The following is a 17,768-nucleotide window of genomic DNA, read 5'->3' as shown; positions in this document are numbered from 1 at the left end:
TTTCACTGCGACGTCACACCATGTCCGGCAAGGCGCACCCGACGGGCGCAGAGCTCACCTGGGCTGGCGCACCAGGGCGAGGAAACGGGCGTCGAGCGCAGGCTCCGCGGCCAGTGCGGCCGCGACACGGTCGGCGATATCGCCGAATTCGGGATGCTCGCGGATCTGCTCGCCGAGTTCGTGCTGGAGCATCACCCGGACCAGCTGCACACGAACAGCGTCCGTGCCGGGCGGCGAGTCCGCCACCGCCATTTCGGCCAGCCGCTTCAGATCGTGTTGGAGGCGCGCGCGGCGGGCCTGCGGCGTAGCGGCGCGTGCACGTACAGGGCCGCCACTCCGCGCCGGACGCGCGCCCGGCGTAACACTCTGAAGCTGCAGCGCCGCGATCATCCGCCCGGCAGCCCCTGCCGCGTCAATCGTCATGGGTAGAGACTTGGCCGTATCCGGTCAGGAAGATCGGGGCTGGCGGCGCGACGTGCGCGACCGCCTCTGCCGTCTGCGCCTGCCCGCCCAGCCCCTCGAGGGTCGCGAGCAGCCGCTGCATATCGGATGCCAGCGCAGGCAGTTCCTGGGGCAGCGCCAAACCGGCACGCAGTTCCGCAACCGCCCCGCCTGCGTCATCCTGACCGGCCGCAACCAGCGCCGCCGCATAGCGCCCCAATGCATCGGGCCGTGAAGTCATAGGCTCCAGCAGACCACGCGATTCGGTGGCATTGCCCTGGACCAGGAGCAGCTGACCGAGCTGGAAGCGCGCCATGAAGAAGTCGGGCGCCACGGCGACGACCAGCCGAAAGCCCTCTTCCGCCTTGTCCATCAGACCCAGCTGCGCATGCTGGGCGGCCAAGAGGTAGCGCCCCATCGGATGGCTCGGCTCGCGCTCGACGAGCGTCTTCAGCAGAACCAGCGCGTCGCCGTCCTGTCCGTTGTTCATCGCGTTCAGCGACAAGCGGAGCAACTCGTCAGTGTCCAGCTTCTCGTAACCCATGGATCTTTCACCTTTAAGAATGGCCCGGGACTCCCAGGGACAGGGCGCCGCGATGGATCGGGGATGCAGCGTGTCCCGGGCCATTAACGGGATAATCCCAACAGCAGCACAGAAGTTTAGCCCCGGGGCCGGCGGCCTGGCCCGCGATGATGGCTAGAGCCACGCCCGTACGGCCCGACGCCCCCTTATCACCGGTCCGTCGAACGGCGCTCGGCAGCACACAAGCGCGAGCGCGAGCCCGCCGCTCGCGGCAGAGCCAAGCGGGCCTCACGGCCAAGGCCATCGCCGTTTCACCCGACGATCAACGCCCCGCCTCCACCATCCTCGGCAGGGCGCACTGCGGCTCGGCGATGCTCGCAGTATCTGCACGCCGCCCCTACGCAACCCCGTCATGACCGGAGATCGCCATGCGCGCAGTCTGGAACGGTGCGGTTCTTGCCGAAAGTAACGACACGAAGGTGGTCGAAGGCAACCACTATTTCCCGCGTGAGTCGCTGGAGATGCGCTATTTCCAGCCTTCGCAGCACACCAGCCATTGCTTCTGGAAGGGTAAGGCGAGCTACTTCCACGTGGCTGTCGACGGTGACACCAACCGCGACGCGGCCTGGTTTTACCCCGAGCCCAGCCAGGCGGCCGAAGAGATTCGCGACCACGTGGCGTTCTGGAAAGGCGTCGAGGTTCACTAAAGCTGCTGCGCGCAGCGCCAAAAGGAGTCGGGCATGACCGCAAACGCTCTCAACGGCGAAATCGCCATCGTGACGGGGGCGGACTCCGGCATCGGTCAGGCAACCGCCATCGAGTTCGCCCGCGAAGGCGCAGATGTCGCCATCACCTACTTCCACGACCGCGAAGGTGCCGAATGCACGCTGCGCGAGGTTGAGGCGGCCGGCACAAAGGGCTTCGTTACCCGGCTCGATGTGCGCGACCAGGAAGCGATCGCGCGTTTCTTCGATGAAGTCTCGAGCACGCTCGGCACCCCCACCATCCTCGTCAACAACGCCGGCATCGACGTGGGTGGCGACAACGTCAAGGACATGTCCTTCGAGCACTGGGACAACATCATCCGCACGAATCTCTACGGCCCGTTCTTCTGCTGCCAGCAGTTCATTCGCAGGCTCGACGGTACCGACAAGCACGGCACGATCATCAATATCACCAGCGTGCACCAGGAAATCCCGCGTGCCGGGGCTGCCGGGTATGACGTCTCGAAGGGCGGGCTGCGCAATCTGACGACGACGCTCGCGCTGGAGTTGGCGGAGAAGAACATCAACGTCAACAACATTGCGCCGGGCATGGTGTTGACGCCGATGAATCAGGAAGCAAAGGACGACCCCGAGGTGCGCAGGAAGCAGGTGCAATCGATCCCGATGAAGCGTGCCGCGCAACCCGAGGAAATCGCTTACGCCGCCGTGTTCCTGGCCTCCGAAAAGGCTCGTTACATCCACGGCACCACCTTGGTCGTTGACGGCGCGCTGATGCTGTTCCAGGGACAAGGGGCGTGACTACCGAGGCGCTACCGCAGCGCCTTGCGACGCGCGCCCCGCCCTGTCCTGGGGCCTGTGCGCACCGTGATTGGCCTCGGTCTCTCGCGTAGGCGGGTCTGCTAATGACCGAGATCCGCGATCTGGCCCTGATCGGCGACCGGCGGACCGCAGCGATCGTGGATCGTCGCGGTTCGGTTGTCTGGTACTGCCCGCGGCGTTTCGATCAGCCGTCGCTGCTGGCGTCGTTGCTCGATGAGGCAGCCGGCGGTTCCTGGAGCATCGAGGCCGCCGACCTCCAGCCCCAAAGCCGTTGCTACTCCGGTGACAGCGCGATCCTCCGGACCACCCTGGTGGCTCCTGCCGGAGCCCTGACGGTGACGGACTGGATGCCGCTGGGTGAAGACCTCCCCGCCGGCATCTGCCGCCGCTTCACGGAGTCGCCCTTCCCTCTGACGGTGCGGCTTGCCCCTGCCCCGGACTACGCGCGCGAATCCGTGCGTCTGGCGCGGACGGCGAACGGCGTGTGCATCAACGGGTGCCAATGGCTCTATGCGTCGGGCACATTAGCGATCGACGGGCAGTCAGTGCTTCTGGAAGTTCCGCCGGGACAGCCGTCGTGGATGGTCCTGGTCGATTCACCGCTGGACTCCGTTAGCGGGTCGGACCTCGACCACTGGCACGGGTGCACCGTTGCCTCCTGGCGCGATATCAGCTCGCGGATCACCTATCGCGGCCCGTTCGAGCCACAGGTCGCCCAGTCGCTGCGTGCGCTCAGGCTGCTGACGCATCGCGAATTGGGTGGCGTCATCGCCGCTGCGACGACGTCGTTACCTGAGGTGGCCGGTGGCGACCGGAACTACGACTACCGCTACGTCTGGATGCGCGACGCCAGCATGATCGTCAGCGCACTGGTTCGCGCAGGCAGCAACGGCCCGGACGAGCAGCGTTTTCTCGACTTCATCTGCAGTGCTCTGCACGAAAACGAGGACAAGCCGCTACTGCCCCCGTTCCTGTCGCTGGATTCCGGACCAGCCCAGGGTGTGTCGTGCCTGGACCTGGCGGGCTACCAGGACAGCCGGCCGGTTCGCATAGGCAACGACGCGAACGATCAACTGCAACTCGACGGATTCGCCAACGTCCTGTTGGCCGCGAAGCTTATCTATGGCCGTCACGGCACACGGGAGCACTGGGAAACGTCCAGACGTGTAGCGGATTTTTTGGTCGATAACTGGCACCGCCCCGACTATGGAGTCTGGGAAGAGCACGAGCCACGCCAGTACACGACCGCGAAGGTCGTCGCGTCGTGCGGCTTACGGTACATCGCCGACTTTGCCGAGGACGAGTCGATGGCCGACCGATGGCGGCAGGTATCGAAGGAGATCGAGCGCTACGTTCACTCGCACTGCCTGACCCGCGACGGCGCCTATGCTGTCTATGCCGGCTCGGACGCCGTCGACGTGTCCGCTGCACTGTTCCCGACATGGGGTTTTTGCGAGCCGGACAGTGAGGCGATGCTCGAGACCATCCGGCTGCTGGAATCGCGTTACCGCCGCGGGCACTTGTACTGGCGGCACCTTGAAGAGCTGCCGCGCTTTCGCGAAGGCGCGTTTCTCGCCGGCTCCATCTGGGTTGCGCAGTATTGGGTGCTGCGGGGCGACCTGGAGCGGGCTCGAGACATACTCGAGGAGATCCTCGGCTACGCCAACGACCTGGGCTATTTCGCCGAGGAGGCGGATCCGGAGACCGGGGCCATGCTCGGGAATTTTCCGCAAGCCTTCGTCCACGCCTCTTTCATCGGCGCCGTCATCGACTACCGCGACGCGTTGAAACAGTCAGGCAGCGGCACTGCCGGTTGACCGCCTCATCAACGAGATTGCACGGCCCTGCTCGACGCCCGGTGTCGAAAACGTTCAACTCGGGGTATGCGGAGCTGGCGACCGGCACATCGACCCAGACGGCCGCGCCGCGTCGCGCGGAGCGGGATATGAAGTCTGGGGGAAACAGTACGCCGTGTGCGGATCGGAAGATCGACCAAGTCGTAAAACAGCGGCTGCTGTCGTTCGTCGGCCCTAAGCGTTCCAATGCGTCACGATAATCACGGCTGCGCCCGCAAGAATCAGCAGGCCCCCGAGCGCGTCGTACCGGTCCAGTGCTACGCCGTCGACCCACATCAGCCACGCTAGCGCCGTCGTGACGTACACGCCGCCATACGCCGCGTACACGCGGCCAGAGGCAACCGGGTGCAGGGTCAGCAGCCAGGCGAACATACCCAACGCGGCAGCCGCCGGGATAAGCAGCCATGACGATCCCGCCTGTTTGCGCCACACGAGCACGAGCCAACAGCCGACGATTTCGGCCAGGGCTGTAGCAACAAACAGGCTTGCCGTCTTCAACCAGATCACGCCCCGAGCTCTCGTCTTGTCCGGCAGTGGATGGGCGGCCGATGCCAGCGGCTGCTCCCTGCGTGCGACTGGTGGAGGAAGGGCAGACCGCACCGCGCCGCGCGGGGTTTGACCGGCGAAGTACGTCGGCCGGCCGAGCCCGCGGATGCACGGTCAACATGAAGCGCCGACTCACGTCACCGATCGCTGTTAGCGTCGAGCCCGAACGCACACGCCAGTTCTGGGCGGTATCAGCCAGCTTCTGGAATACGCTTTCGGCGTCCGCCGACGCTACCGATCGTTGTGCAGTTCGCGCGTCGCGCAGCGGGCTGGGTCTCGTTGCTGGCTACGGGAACGTCTTCGGGGAGCAGTCGCCGCGCGTGGTCTCCGGTTGGTCGGATCGCCACCACCAGCCTCGCAATACTGCCGGTCGCAGGCCGACAACGTCGCGCGAATCGGGTCTTTGCCCTCCGCTCGGCAACGCCACGGGCAAATCTTCGATACCCGCCGGCCCGGTACCAGGCCGGCGGGCACGTGGTTCAGATGGCAGCGTCCTTGAGGCGCTTCATCGCACGCACTTTGAGCTTGGTCGAGGCCGGCTTGGCGGCGAAGACCTGCTCTTCCTTCGTGAACGGGTTGATGCCCTTGCGCTTGGGCTTTGCCGGCACATCGACCTTCGTGATCTTGACCAGGCCCGGGATCTGGAAGGTGCCTGCGCCCTTCTTGTGCAGCGATGCCTGGGCGGCTTCCTCGAGTGCGGTCAGGACCGACTTCACTTCGCGCGGGGCCAGCTCGGTGCGCTCGGCGAGGTGGTTGATCAGCTGGGTCTTGCCCATCGTCTCGGTGATCGGCTTCTGCGTCGTCGTCTTCTTCGCAGCGGCCTTCTTGGCCGGCGCAGCCTTCTTCGCAGCGGTCTTCTTGGTTGCAGCAGCTTTCTTCGTAGCCATTCGACTTCCTTGCTGGATGAGGGAACAACCCGCTATTTATAACGGGAACTCCCGCCATTTATAACGGGAAATAGTGCTGATTCAGCGCGAAATCGGCTTCGGATGACAACTGCGGCCTGAAACCGGCCCGAAAAAGGGGCATAAGGCGGCCCCCAGAGCCGTCCTTGCGACGGAATAGACGACCATGAGCCGTCCTATCGGCCTGATGGCGGCTGCTGACCAAGGCGAGCCCACCTGCCACGGAAGCGAGTCACCGGGCGTACGTCCTTTGCCGTTGGCGTGGGCCGGCAGGGCTCGCCGCCAGCTGCCTCTCCCCGGGGTTCGCGGATCCGGGCCGGTTTCCGGCCCGCTACGGACGCTTGCCCTGGCGGCCTTCAAACCGTTTCCGACGCCTTTCCCGGCGATCTTCGCGGTCGTGCTGCACCCGCCTTTTCACGATAGCTACGACCGGACGCCCATCCTCGTCGCGAACTACAGACGCCTGGCACGAGCCACGTGGCCAGCGCACCGCCCAGGAGGAGCCATGAGCGACGAATCGATTACGCGAGGCGTGCGACTGGCTGCCGAGCGTCCTGAAGTCATGATGGACGAGGCCAGCGAGCGCATCCGGAGCGTCTACGAAGACATCCAGCGCACGCTACGCGTCCCGATCATCAACCTGATTTTCCGCACTCTGGCGAACGACCCCGAGTACTTCGTCCCGGCGTGGGAGCGGACGGCCCCGGTCGCGCGCACGCGCGCGTTCGAAGCGGCCGCCGACGGGCTGCGCGCCGCTGCAGTGCTCGACGCTGCTCCGGACCATCCCGAGCTCGACCGGGACGACATCGGCCCTCTGGCGACGATCCGCGCGTTCAACGACACGATCCATTACGTGCTGCCCAAGCTGCTGCTGATCGTGACCGCATGGGATGAGGGCGGGTGGAACGGGCAGTCCGGAGACGAGCGCCCGATCCCGTCGGGCATTGCCGACGGCACCGGCAAGGCACCGATGGTGAAGATGGAGGACGCCTCCGACCGGGTCCGGCAACTGTTCGAGCGCGAGAAACGCGCTCACGGCCACCCTCTGGTGTCTTCGTACTACCGCGTCCTTGCCAATTGGCCGGACTTCCTCGAGCCCGCGTGGACGCGCGTCGAGCCGCTGGTGGGATCCGAGCCGTACCGCGAGCGCATGGGTCGGCTCGTGACGCTGGCAACGGCGGCGGTCGCGGAGCTTCCACTGCCCGCGTCGATTCCGGACCAGGCCCGCACCGAGGAGATTTCGCATCTTCTCGCCGCATTCCGGCGCGAATTCATTCCGTCGATGATGCTCGACGTCGGGCTCATCAAAGCGATGCTGGACGGAAAAGACGCTGCCCGATCGTCGCCCTTCAGCCCGGCGCTGTAGCAGCTCCTGGCGTTCAAAAAAGAACTATCGCGCCTGTCCGAGCCCCTCTTCGAACCTACTGAGTGGCGATGGCCGCACCAGCAGGGACCGAGGTCTGGTGCGGCAACGTACGCGGACTTTCCGCAAGCGCGTCCGGCAGAAACCAGCGCGTTGTGCCGCATCCACGCCTGAGGGCTCACCGTGCGGTAACCGCGTCTGTGGGAGGTTTTTCGTTGCAGTTCGCCGCGCATGTCCGACCGCGGCGCGGCGCCTTCGCGAAGCATCAGTGCGAGTCGGGCCAGGCAACAGGAGACCAGCATGACTTCAGCACAGAGCGCGCTGCGTACCGCCCTCAGCGGCGACGTTCCGCCGGCCGAACTCAGGCAGCAGATCCGCAACGACCAGGGAAGCGAAATGCGGCATCGCCGCGACGTGCTAACTGTGTCGCTCGTCGGCATCGCGAGCATGGCGATCGTATCGCTGTACCAGATGGGCAAGGTGCGCCACCTGCCCGACCCGCCCGTATCGAAGCCGCACTTCGACTCCGACAAAGTCAACGCGACCGAGGAAGCATTCGGCTACGGCATGCCGGACGGCCCGCTGACTCTGTTGGCGCACGCAATGAACGTCGCGCTCGCCGCTGCGGGCCCCCCGGACCGCGCGCGCACCCGCCCCTGGTTGCCGCTGCTGGCCGCCGCCGTTTCGGCGCCGCAGGCCGCAATCGCCGCGAAATACCTGTTTCACCAGATGCCGAAGGTCGACAAGGCCTGGTGCCCCTACTGCGTCGTGGATGCGCTGACACATTTCGCAACGTTCGCGCTGGTGGCGCCGGAAGCCGTCGAGGCTGCGCGCCATCTGACCGGGACGTCGCAGACCCGGCATTGAGCTGCTACCCGGGACAACGCTGCCGCCCTGCCCGCGCGAGCAACCGCAGGGAGGGGCTACGGCGACCAACGCGACGGTGACGCCGTGTCACCGGCCCGCAACGCCGGACGCTGGTGACCCGCGTCCAAGTGCCACAGGAGCTTTTAAATGCAAGAACAATTTTCGGGAAAAGTCGTTGTAGTGACCGGTGCTTCTGCCGGTATCGGCCGTGCGATCGCATCGGCATTCGGTGCGCAGGGCGCGCACGTTGCCGTCCTCGCGCGTGGCGAAAAGCGCCTGCAGACGCTCAGCGAAGAGATCAGGGCCACCGGACGCACTGCACATCCGATCGTGGTCGACGTCGCCGACGCTGCAGCAGTCGAACGGGCAGCGGATGAGGTGGAACGTGTGCTCGGGCCCATCGACGTGTGGGTCAACAACGCCATGGTCACCGTGTTCGGACGCGTCGATGAAACGACGCCAGAGGAATACCAGCGTGTCACGGAGGTGACCTACCTGGGCACGGTGCATGGCACGCGGGCCGCACTCAAGCGCATGCAGCAGCGCGGGCGCGGCACCATCGTGCAGATCGGCTCGGCGCTTGCCTACCGGTCGATCCCGATCCAGTCCGCGTATTGCGCGGCGAAGGCCGCGATCCGCGGGTTCACCGACTCGCTGCGCGCCGAGCTGATCCATGACCAGTCCGACATCCGGCTCACGATGGTGCAACTGGCCGGTTTCAACACGCCCCAGTTCAACTGGGCGCGTAGTCATATGGACAAGCGTCCAAAGCCGGTCGGGAAGATGTTTCAGCCCGAAATCGCGGCGCAGGCCGTGCTGCGCGCCGCCGCCGAAGCGCCGCGGGAACTCTGGGTAGGCGGGCCTGCGGTGCAGACCATCCTGGCGCAGCGCTTTGCCCCCGGCCTGGCGGACCGCATGGTGGCGCGCAAAGCCTACCACCAGCACACGGAGGAGCCGGACGCCGACGACCGGCCGGACAACCTCTTCACCACGGTGGACTGGGATGAAGGCGCGCACGGGCGTTTCGATGACCAGGCGTTGACGCACAGCCTGCAGCAGCAGATTTCCCGGCATCCAGGACTGCTGGCGGCCGGGCTGCTGGCAGTCGGTGCGGCTGCGGGGATCGCATGGGCAAGGTCCAACAGGCGGCATGCCTCAAGCGAGCCGCGGCGGCAGGAGGCTCTGGCGCAATACGGCGGGCAGGACGCATCGGGCGTAGAAGTCGAGCCCATGCTGGCACCCCTGCCCGCTGTCAGCGCAGGTGCATCGGTCGGGGCCTCGTCGACCCGGACCTGAGCGCGGGCCCGGCCCAGGCGGCTGCCCATACGCGCGTCGGGAGGGGACGCGCGTACCGTCGCAGTCAGCCGTCTACGCCGGAGTGGGATATCGATGGTTTGTGACACGGGCTTTGCAGCCGCGACGCCTGACGCGTGGCTGCGCAGGCGCGTCGGCGTGCCAGCTTGTCGCGCCTATGGCGCTGTGCAGAAGCAGCCCGAGGCTGCAGCCGAGACCGCCGCATACGGAGCAACGTGCGATGGAAACAGCTCTCGACCACTGGGCAAGTATCGACGCCAGAGCCGCAGTGACCGAGGGGGGCATCGTGGGCGCCGTCCGCATGATGCCGGCGGCGCTATTTTCTGCAAGCAGAGCCTTGGCGTCGCAGCGAATGATTGCCGCAGTGATGCTGAGCCACGACGTTCTGCCGCCACCAGTCGTTCGACCTGACGGTGATGATGGTCGCGATGACGATCCACCTCATGCTGTGCATCGTGCTCGCGCTGCTGGCGAACGGGCGCGACACGGGCGCCGGGATTCTGATCGGAGTGATCTTCGGGCTCGTCACCTGCTTCGTGAACTTCGACGACATGACGGCCGTGTTTTCGTGGATCGCCAAGGCACGCAATTGCGTGCCGATCGCTTCGAACGTGATGTTCGGCGCGGTGCGCGGCGCGGTGCATCCGTCACGGGCGCGCGATTCGGTTCACCCCGCACACGTCGACTGATATCAGCCGGCGTCACCGCGGCCACCAGGACTTCGCGACGGAGGACCACAGCGCCGGTACGAGGCGCATCGATCCGAACACATGGGCGCTGGAGGGCCACGGTCGCGATCGCGCCGCCACACCCCGGCAGTGCGGCTCGCAGCGGCAAAAACATGGATTCGCTCAATGATCGGCACATGGTGCACACCGCGTGGAGCCGCCAGTAGATGCATCCGGGTTAGCATCGCCGCCGTATAAGCGACCGTCCCCCGCGCGACCATTCACGCGCCCCGGTCGCCCGTTCCGGACATTCTGGTAAGTCGATGTGATTCAAGGTGCGGCCGATCAAAACGCGGAGAACCGGTGCCGGTCGCCCTTGGCTGGAAGCGCTGCGTGATCGGACAGAACGGTTTTCTCACCAGATTCGCAGCCTGGCGTCCTGACCTACCCCGCGTTTCCTTGTCCGCGCTGGTTCCCGGGGCACGCAGCGTGCTGGCCTGGCTAGTGCTGCTTGCGGCCTCGGTCGCCGGGCTGCTCGCCCCACTCGATGGATGGCTGTTCGACCTGCTGGTGCGCGTCGGGCCGCTGAAAGACCCCGCAGCGGGCGTGGCGCTGGTGCGTTACCCCGGCGACTGGGCGACGGGTCGGCCCGCTGCGCTGACCGCGCTGGTCGACCAACTCGAGAATGCGGGGGCGGCGGAGGTTCTGGTCATCCGGCCGGCGGGGAGCGCGCCGGCCAGGGGCGCACTGACGCTCGACGCGGGCGACGTGTGCCGCCCGCCCGCAGCGCAGGGCGTGATACGGGCGCTGCCGTTCGAGCGCGCCGGTGGCGGCCCGTGCCTGATCGGGACGCTTGCACGCCGCCTGGGTGTCGAGCCGCCCGCAGCGCGGACGGTCTCACCGGATTTCACGGTTCGCACCGCGACTGCGGTACCGCGCGTCGACGCCCATCCCTGGCCGAGTCCGGCACTACTGCAGCAGGCGGCCGGCCGGCGCGTGGCGCTCGTGTTTCCCGAGCCGGCGCTTCCGGTCTACCTGACGCCCCTGTACGACGCGGACGGTCTGCTGGAACCCTCGACGCTGCACGCGCTGACGCTCGATGCGCTGATCAAGGGCGACGCAATCCGGTGGGCGCCGCGGGGTGCCGACGTCGCCCTGGCGCTGTTGGTCCTGCTCACGCTTCGGTTCGGTCTGCGCCAGGCGCGCTTCCGCACGCTGCTTTGGGCCTCGCTGGCTGCGACCGTACCGCTCCTGCTCCTGAGCTTCGTGCTGCTGCGCTGGGCGGGCCTCTATCTGGCGCCGACCGCGGGACTGATCGCACTGGCCTACTTCGCACTGCACACCCTGGTCAGGCGCAACCGCGCGCTGTCCGAAACGCTGGTCGAGCTGGACCACCGCCTCACCGGTCTGGTCCAGCAGCCGCTGCGCCGCACGTTCGACCAGCCCGCCGAGCTCACCTGGGAACACGTCAACCATTTCGTCAGCCAGTTCTTCGAGCTGCAGCGCAGCCTGATGCTGCAGCTGCCTGCCGGCCTGGTGCACCTCAGGCCGGTGTCCGCGATCGGCTGCTCGGTCGAGGACATCGTGGAGCTGCGGCGCGACTACCGCCGTGCGCCGTTTTCCACAGCCCTCGCCCGCGAGAAACCGACACCGCCGGAGCGCCCGTTCCTGCAGCCGGTCGAGGGGCTGTTCGATTTCGTCGCGCCGCTGGTGGCTGCCGACCAGCTGGTCGGGTTCTGGGCCTTCAGCGTGCGCCCGCGTTCGGATGCGGAGATCGAAACGCTGGTTCCTGAAGCCGCGCGCTACGCCGAAGAGCTGGCCAAGGTCGTGCTTCGAAGCAACAGCATCGAGCCGACCGACGGCGAGGTGAGCCAGCGCTCGCCATCGCTGGCGCAGATGCGCTCGCGCCTGCTGGACGGCGCAATGCGCGCGCGCGAACAGATCGCCGCGTACCGCGACGTCTTTGCCGCGGTCGGCCATCCGATCGCGGTGACCGACCTGCTTGGGCGCATCCAGCTGGCAAACCCGGCGTTCGAGCAGCTTGCCGCTACCGTGTCGCAGCCGCTGCTGGCGATGTCGGTGCACAACATGCTCGAGCAGTTGTGCGGGCTTTCGCCGACCGCCGCGAAAGACACGCTGCGGCGCGTGATGCTGCGCGGCGAACTCGACGAGGCCGGGTTACCGGTCCGCAGCCTCGAGACCTCGGTCGACTACGCCTTGTATCTGCATCCGATCCGCCGCCAGACCCGGGGCGCCGGCGCGCTGCAGGGCTCGCCGTTCGAACTGCTGGGCCTGATCGTTGAGATCTCGCCGAACGCACTCGACGCGAACGGCGGCGCGCGGGTGGGCCAGGCCGCCAGCCAGTACACGCGCCGCACGTGGTCGCTGCTCGATCACCTGCTGCGCGGCATGGAACGGCTGCCCGCGGCCGCGGCCGAGCGCGACGTGATGATCGATCACATCGTGCGCGGTCTCGACGACTCCAGGCAGATGCTGCGCGCGCTGGATGCCGCGACCGCGGGTGGCGACCACGACGTCCAGATCGACCTGCCGCAGCTGCTGCAGCGCGTGCGCCACGGGCTGATGCACCACGCCGCCGAGAAGAAGGTCGAGATCCGCGTCGGCGAGGCCGGGCCGCGCACCGTGTACGGCCGGCCGGACGAGCTGCGCGCCGTGCTGGCGGACGCGCTCGACCTGCTGCTGGACGACGCCGCACCGGACTCCGCGATCGACGTCGGGGTGGCAGCGAGCAAGGACGGCAGGTCGGCCGTGATCCTGCTGACGAACGAGGGCTTTGGCCTGCCGCAGTGGCACGTCAACGAGGCGATGCGCACCAGCGCGAACGTCGCTGCCGGGCACGTCGCCGCTTCGCCACTGGAGCGGCTGGCGCACAGCGCGCAGTTCCTCGATGCGGCGGTCGTGCTGGACGTGCAGTCGGAGCTGGGCCGCGGCTACTCCGTGCGGTTGACCGTGCCGGTCGGCCCGCACGCGGCGACCTGAGCCGATGGTCCTGCCCATCTTCCCGGCACAGGCGCTGGACAGCTCGGTCATCACGACCGTGTGGGTCGGCCTGGCCGTCATCACGTTCCTCAACCTTCGGTTCGGCACCACGCTCGCGGGGCTGGTGGTGCCGGGCTACCTGGTCCCGCTGCTGCTCGTGAAGCCGGCGAGCGCGTTCGTGATCTGGGGCGAGGCGATCGTCACGTATCTGCTCGCACGGCTGATCGCCGACCGGATGATGCGGTGGACCGGCAGTTGCACGATGTTCGGGCGCGACCGCTTCTTCGCGCTGCTGCTGGTCAGTGTGTTCGTCAGAACCGTCAGCGACGGCTGGCTGCTGCCGGGCCTCGGTAGATGGCTGGCCGAACAGGGCCACGCGTTCGACTACCACAACAACCTCTACAGCTTCGGCCTGGTCATCATCGCGCTCACCGCGAACCAGATGTGGAACAGCGGCCTGGCGCGGGGCATGGGCGTGTTCGTGCTCTATGTCGCGCTGACCTACGCGATCGTCCGCGGGCTGCTGATCCCGTACACGAACTTCGACATCGCGGGGCTGGGGTTTCTGTACGAAGGCATCGCGACGGACATCCTCGCCAGCCCGAAGGCCTATTTGATCCTGCTCGCGACCGCGTTCATCGCGTCTCGGATGAACCTGCATTACGGCTGGGAGTTCAGCGGCATCCTCGTGCCGGCACTGCTGGCGTTGCAGTGGTTCCAGCCGACGAAGCTGCTGATCTCGCTGTTCGAGGCGGCGCTGATCTTCGGGCTGGGGCGGCTTGCGTTGCGGCTGCCCATGTTCCGTCGCATGAACATGGAGGGGTCGCGGCTGCTGCTGCTGTTCTTCACGGTCGGCTATGTCTACAAGATCGCGCTCGGCTTCGTGTTGATGCACGCTGCGCCCGACGTGAAGGCATCGGACTATTTCGCGTTCGGCTACCTGCTCTCGACCCTGCTCGCGGTCAAGATGCACCAGAAGCAGCTGACCTGGCAGATCTCGCGCACCACGCTGCAGACCTCGTTGATGGGCCTCGCCGCGGCGAGCGCGATCGGCTACCTGCTGGTTGTCGCACTGCCGGCCGGGTCCGCGGCAACTGCGCCCGCGGCGGGGACCAGGTCATCCGGGGCGGCACTCGACACGGATTCCCTCACCGAGGCCCTCGTCGCGCGCAAGCGCGCGTTCTACGAGTCCGAGGGCGACCGATCGGCGCTCATGTACTCCACCTCGGAACTGCAGGGCTTTTCCGAAGGTATCGCCGCCCTGCTCCGCTACCGCGACTCGGGACGCCCCGGCGCGCTCGAGAACGCCCGCGCGGCGCTCGCGCGCGGCGGATTCGTGCTCGAGAACGTGCAGGGATGGTGGCTGGTGCAGGACCGAGCGCCGTCGCGCGGCTCGGGCCTGTTCGCGATCAACTCGCGGCCGCGCACGCCACTGACGGTCCAGGTGCCGGCGCCGCTGGACGAGCCCGGCGTGTTCGAAGCCGCAGCGTTGCTCGCGCAGGCCGATGGCCACGCCGCGTTCGCGAGCGCGGGCACGCGTCGCGAGCGGCTGCAGGGGTCGCGCAGCAACGTGCTGCGTAACGCCGCCCTGCCGTTCTCGCTGTTCAACGCGCTGACGAGCGACGGCGGCGTGCTGCAGGTCCGCGGCCTGCAGAGCGGGCCGCTGTCGGACGCACCCGCCGAACTGTGGATCCAGCGCCAGCTGCCGCCGGGCCTGGGGCTGGATGCGTTGGCCGCGCGGGTCGGCCCGGTGGAAACGCATTTCGGCCGGCGTCCGGCACCGAACCGGCTGCGCGACATCACCACGGCGCCGTTCGCCGAACTGCTGCTCAGCCGACCCGCTCGACTGAGGCTGATCGCGCGAACGCTCACGCCGGCGCGGGCGCTGAACATCGAGGCGCAGCAGCGTGTGGACGGGTATCTCTACGCGTCACTGATCGAGCGTCGCGATGCGATCTCCAGTGCGGGCAGCGAACGCTTCGTGCCGCCGCGGCTGGGCGATCTACTGTATTTCCAGGCGGAGGTGCTCGAGCCGCTGTTCCAGGTGGCTGCCAACTGGCATGTCACCCGAAACGAGGACGCGCTGCGCGCGATCGACGCCGCCGCGTCGACGCTGGGCTACCGATTGGTGCTGCACCGCCACGTCCAGACCGGCGTCGAGCACGCGATCCTGCTCGAGTCGCCCGACAGCGACCGCCACTGGGGCACGTACGTGATGCGCATGGGACCGGCATCGCCCTATCTGATCGAGATTCCGCGTCCGCTCGCCGAGCGCCAGACGTTCGAGTACGGCACGCGCCTGTTCGCTCGCATGGACGCCCGCGCTCTTCTGATCTCGGGCGCCCACCCGGCCGTGCGTGAGGACGGCCGCGGCGACGTGCTCGAACGCACCAATCCGCGCACGGTCTTCAACCTCGCCCACCAGGTGCTCGTCACGGCGCTGGGTGAAGACGCCTGGGTGCTGCAGGTTCGGGGGCGGCGTGACCGCACCATCGGCCCTGCTCCCGATGTCATCGCCGACTTCGTCGGACGGCCGGCCGGTGCGGCAAACCGCGAGCGCCTGGAAGGCGTGCTCGAGGCGCTCGGCGGCGACGCCGACACCGTTGCGCTCGCAGCCACCGGCCCGAATGCGCGCGCACGCGATGCGTCGGCCGACGCGCAGTCGGACTTCGTACGCGAACTGCCCGGTCCACGCTTCATGACGCTGTGGGTCTCGGCGCAGGCACGGCGCGGCTATCGCGATGCGCTTCAGGACGACGGCGAGCGGACGCGTTTCGCGGCGCTGGGAATACCGACCGAGGCCGTAGACCTGTCCACCCGTCTGGCCCAGGCGCGCTTCGGCGCGCCGCCCACCGCCGACGTGCGGTCAGCGGTCGACGCGTACGTGCGCACGCGGAACGTCGTCGCGCTCGCATCGGTCGCCTCGCGCGGGGTGGATCTGCGTCGACTGGTCGATCTCGACTCCGGCCGTGATTACCTCGAGTTGCGCTCGTCGGACGGTGCACTGATCGCCGTGCGGAGTCTGGAGCAGTCCGCTCCGGCCGGCACCAGCCGCACCGCGGGCGACGGCGCATCGCGCGAGGCCTACCTTGCCGAGGGCGCCGCCTGGCTGGTGGGGCGCCGCGGATGAGGCGCCTGGGCTATGGCCTGCTGCTGCTCGCGTTCGCATCGCTGCTGGTGTTTGCCGGCGTGCGCGCATGGGCGGCCTGGCAGCAGTGGCGCGGCACGGGAAACGCGTCGAACGGCAGCCTCGACGAGCGCGTGCTGTTCGAGGCGCCCGAAGGCCAGGCCCTTCGCTTCAACGCGGCCACGCACCACGGTTGGGCCGCCCTGCAGGGTTTCGTGGTCGCTCCAAACGAAGCACGGCGCAGCACGCTTCCGCTCACGCTGGAAATCACGCTGCTCGACGATGACGGACGCGTGGTGCGGCGCGAGCCCCGGCACCTGGCCCTGCAGCCGATTTCCCGCGCTCGCCCGTACGGCTGGCTGCCCGGCGGGACCCCGACGCCGGTGTGGATCCTGCCCGCGCAATGGGTCGACCTCACCGACCAACCGCAGGTGACCGCGATCGGCGTCCGTGTGCTCGAAGCCGCGCCGCAGATCGACGCGACGCTGTGGCGGGGCATCATCGACCTTCGCCTCAGCGAGGCCGAAACCCGCCTGCGGTACCGCCGGCTCGGTCGCGCCGGCCGCGAGTCGCTGACCGACAACTGGATTACGCCGCCCAGCCTGATCCACCCTGACCTCAAGCGTGAGCTCGTTCGGCACCGCCAGGAGCGCATCGCGCCGATGGGCCAGCCGCAGGTCGACTTCAACCTGCGTCGCGTGCTGAGGCAACCGGCCGGCTCGGTCCACCGCACCTACCGCCCGCGCTACCACGCGATCGCACTGTCGCCCGAGCTCCGGGTCAGCCTGACGACCGAGGCCCCGCAGGCGGTGCGCATCGACACCCGCGCCGCGGGCGGTGGCCCGATGCCGTTCTCGCTCTGGCGGACCGACGGCGCCTCACCGGTGCTGGCGCTGGATGTGCCTGGTGGCCGCCTGAACACGACATTGCCGCCTGGACGGTTCGAGTTCCGCAGCGCGCAAGCGGGCGATATCGATGTGCGGGACGCGGTCTCGGGCGACCCGCTTGTACCCGGCGGCGTGCGCCGCCGAACGCACCTGGCGGACACGAATCGCGCGCTGACCTATCCCTTGTTTGCCGTCGACGGCAGCGTTCCCCCAGTGCGGTTTTCGCTGCGGCCGGCCGATGCGGCGCCCCGCAGCGCACAGTTGCGGTTCTTCGACCGCACCGGACGCCTGATCGAATCCCACGCGATCGACGTCCCTTGGCAGCCATCCCTTTATGATCGGCGTGGCGACGCCCTCGATCGCGCAGCCTCGGACGCCCGGCAGGTGGAGCTGAGCCCCCCGCCGCAGGCATCGCGCGTGGAAGTGGAAGCGGAGGGCCCGGTGCTGGTTGCCGCATCGACGGCCCTGCCCGAGAGCTTCCGCAACCCGGATGCGGGACGGCGGTGGTTTTCGTTCCTGCCGCACATCGACGCGCGCGATCCACGCTCACAGGGGGTGGTTGTGGTCGAACAGCCGCGCGCCGGCGTACGCGCCGAATCACGGCAGTCCACACCGGGCGCAGTCGACCCGCCGCGGCGCCGGGCCGCAGAGGCGCGTCCCGCCGAGCCGCCTCGCCCGCGGCTGCGCCTGCGCCCGGAGCGGGCCGGCGCGGATACGGAGGACTAGC

The 17,768-nt window shown here is 67.9% G+C and carries 14 protein-coding genes; 10 read left to right on the top strand and 4 right to left on the bottom strand.

Annotation, left to right across the window (positions count from 1 at the left end):
• Positions 1 to 54: 54 nt before the first annotated feature.
• The gene (locus ACFFGH_RS08940; protein ID WP_386667158.1) at positions 55 to 390 is read right to left on the bottom strand and encodes a hypothetical protein; all 336 of its coding nucleotides are present in this window, start codon (positions 388 to 390) and stop codon (positions 55 to 57) included.
• A 22-nt stretch (positions 391 to 412) separates the two neighbouring features.
• Entirely contained in the window at positions 413 to 985 is a 573-nt protein-coding gene (locus ACFFGH_RS08935; protein ID WP_386667156.1) for a tetratricopeptide repeat protein, read from the bottom strand.
• Between the two features lie 407 nt (positions 986 to 1,392).
• Here ACFFGH_RS08935 and ACFFGH_RS08930 point away from each other — a divergent pair, with 407 nt between their 5' ends.
• The 3 genes from ACFFGH_RS08930 (at position 1,393) to ACFFGH_RS08920 (ending at position 4,325) form a co-directional block, all read left to right on the top strand.
• Positions 1,393 to 1,671 carry a DUF427 domain-containing protein gene (locus tag ACFFGH_RS08930; protein ID WP_386667154.1) on the top strand — a complete coding sequence of 93 codons (279 nt, stop codon included), beginning with the start codon at positions 1,393 to 1,395 and terminating at the stop codon, positions 1,669 to 1,671.
• A gap of 33 nt (positions 1,672 to 1,704) precedes the next feature.
• Positions 1,705 to 2,487 carry a glucose 1-dehydrogenase gene (locus ACFFGH_RS08925; RefSeq protein ID WP_386667152.1) on the top strand — a complete coding sequence of 261 codons (783 nt, stop codon included), beginning with the start codon at positions 1,705 to 1,707 and terminating at the stop codon, positions 2,485 to 2,487.
• Positions 2,488 to 2,591: 104 nt separating this feature from the next.
• Positions 2,592 to 4,325: a glycoside hydrolase family 15 protein gene (locus ACFFGH_RS08920; protein ID WP_386667150.1), complete on the top strand. Its 1,734-nt coding sequence runs from the start codon at positions 2,592 to 2,594 to the stop codon at positions 4,323 to 4,325.
• Between the two features lie 213 nt (positions 4,326 to 4,538).
• On the opposite strand, the gene ACFFGH_RS08915 is transcribed toward ACFFGH_RS08920, so the two are convergent.
• The gene (locus ACFFGH_RS08915; RefSeq protein ID WP_386667463.1) at positions 4,539 to 4,862 is read right to left on the bottom strand and encodes a YnfA family protein; all 324 of its coding nucleotides are present in this window, start codon (positions 4,860 to 4,862) and stop codon (positions 4,539 to 4,541) included.
• A 527-nt stretch (positions 4,863 to 5,389) separates the two neighbouring features.
• Complete coding sequence (locus ACFFGH_RS08910; RefSeq protein WP_386667148.1) at positions 5,390 to 5,797, bottom strand: HU family DNA-binding protein; 408 nt, start codon at positions 5,795 to 5,797, stop codon at positions 5,390 to 5,392.
• A 523-nt stretch (positions 5,798 to 6,320) separates the two neighbouring features.
• Here ACFFGH_RS08910 and ACFFGH_RS08905 point away from each other — a divergent pair.
• The 7 genes from ACFFGH_RS08905 (at position 6,321) to ACFFGH_RS08875 (ending at position 17,767) form a co-directional block, all read left to right on the top strand.
• Positions 6,321 to 7,181: a halocarboxylic acid dehydrogenase DehI family protein gene (locus tag ACFFGH_RS08905; protein ID WP_386667146.1), complete on the top strand. Its 861-nt coding sequence runs from the start codon at positions 6,321 to 6,323 to the stop codon at positions 7,179 to 7,181.
• A 297-nt stretch (positions 7,182 to 7,478) separates the two neighbouring features.
• Positions 7,479 to 8,045 (top strand): vitamin K epoxide reductase family protein, encoded by a 567-nt coding sequence (locus ACFFGH_RS08900; protein ID WP_386667144.1) that lies wholly within the window; start codon positions 7,479 to 7,481, stop codon positions 8,043 to 8,045.
• Between the two features lie 147 nt (positions 8,046 to 8,192).
• Positions 8,193 to 9,341, top strand: a complete 1,149-nt coding sequence (locus ACFFGH_RS08895; RefSeq protein ID WP_386667142.1) for an SDR family oxidoreductase — start codon at positions 8,193 to 8,195, stop codon at positions 9,339 to 9,341.
• A gap of 446 nt (positions 9,342 to 9,787) precedes the next feature.
• Complete coding sequence (locus tag ACFFGH_RS08890) at positions 9,788 to 10,048, top strand: hypothetical protein (protein ID WP_386667140.1); 261 nt, start codon at positions 9,788 to 9,790, stop codon at positions 10,046 to 10,048.
• Between the two features lie 438 nt (positions 10,049 to 10,486).
• Complete coding sequence (locus tag ACFFGH_RS08885; RefSeq protein ID WP_386667138.1) at positions 10,487 to 13,027, top strand: PAS domain-containing protein; 2,541 nt, start codon at positions 10,487 to 10,489, stop codon at positions 13,025 to 13,027.
• A 4-nt stretch (positions 13,028 to 13,031) separates the two neighbouring features.
• On the top strand, positions 13,032 to 16,157 hold the full coding sequence (locus ACFFGH_RS08880; protein WP_386667137.1) for a poly-gamma-glutamate biosynthesis protein PgsC/CapC: 3,126 nt from the start codon (positions 13,032 to 13,034) through the stop codon (positions 16,155 to 16,157).
• Entirely contained in the window at positions 16,154 to 17,767 is a 1,614-nt protein-coding gene (locus ACFFGH_RS08875) for a hypothetical protein (protein WP_386667135.1), read from the top strand. Before ACFFGH_RS08880 ends, ACFFGH_RS08875 begins: the two co-directional genes overlap by 4 nt.
• Position 17,768 lies beyond the last annotated feature (1 nt).

The sequence above is a fragment of the Lysobacter korlensis genome (assembly GCF_042434515.1).
Note: the sequence above shows the minus strand (reverse complement) of the source record. Positions and strands in the feature narration are given on the sequence as shown.

What these genes read in the sequence shown, in the direction of transcription:
- ACFFGH_RS08930 (WP_386667154.1), top strand. Translation starts at nt 1,393, where the DNA reads ATGCGCGCAGTCTGGAACGGTGCGGTTCTTGCCGAAAGTAACGACACG.
- ACFFGH_RS08940 (WP_386667158.1), bottom strand. Translation starts at nt 390, where the DNA reads ATGATCGCGGCGCTGCAGCTTCAGAGTGTTACGCCGGGCGCGCGTCCG.
- ACFFGH_RS08910 (WP_386667148.1), bottom strand. Translation starts at nt 5,797, where the DNA reads ATGGCTACGAAGAAAGCTGCTGCAACCAAGAAGACCGCTGCGAAGAAG.
- ACFFGH_RS08890 (WP_386667140.1), top strand. Translation starts at nt 9,788, where the DNA reads ATGACGATCCACCTCATGCTGTGCATCGTGCTCGCGCTGCTGGCGAAC.
- ACFFGH_RS08925 (WP_386667152.1), top strand. Translation starts at nt 1,705, where the DNA reads ATGACCGCAAACGCTCTCAACGGCGAAATCGCCATCGTGACGGGGGCG.
- ACFFGH_RS08920 (WP_386667150.1), top strand. Translation starts at nt 2,592, where the DNA reads ATGACCGAGATCCGCGATCTGGCCCTGATCGGCGACCGGCGGACCGCA.
- ACFFGH_RS08875 (WP_386667135.1), top strand. Translation starts at nt 16,154, where the DNA reads ATGAGGCGCCTGGGCTATGGCCTGCTGCTGCTCGCGTTCGCATCGCTG.
- ACFFGH_RS08905 (WP_386667146.1), top strand. Translation starts at nt 6,321, where the DNA reads ATGAGCGACGAATCGATTACGCGAGGCGTGCGACTGGCTGCCGAGCGT.
- ACFFGH_RS08895 (WP_386667142.1), top strand. Translation starts at nt 8,193, where the DNA reads ATGCAAGAACAATTTTCGGGAAAAGTCGTTGTAGTGACCGGTGCTTCT.
- ACFFGH_RS08935 (WP_386667156.1), bottom strand. Translation starts at nt 985, where the DNA reads ATGGGTTACGAGAAGCTGGACACTGACGAGTTGCTCCGCTTGTCGCTG.
- ACFFGH_RS08900 (WP_386667144.1), top strand. Translation starts at nt 7,479, where the DNA reads ATGACTTCAGCACAGAGCGCGCTGCGTACCGCCCTCAGCGGCGACGTT.
- ACFFGH_RS08880 (WP_386667137.1), top strand. Translation starts at nt 13,032, where the DNA reads ATGGTCCTGCCCATCTTCCCGGCACAGGCGCTGGACAGCTCGGTCATC.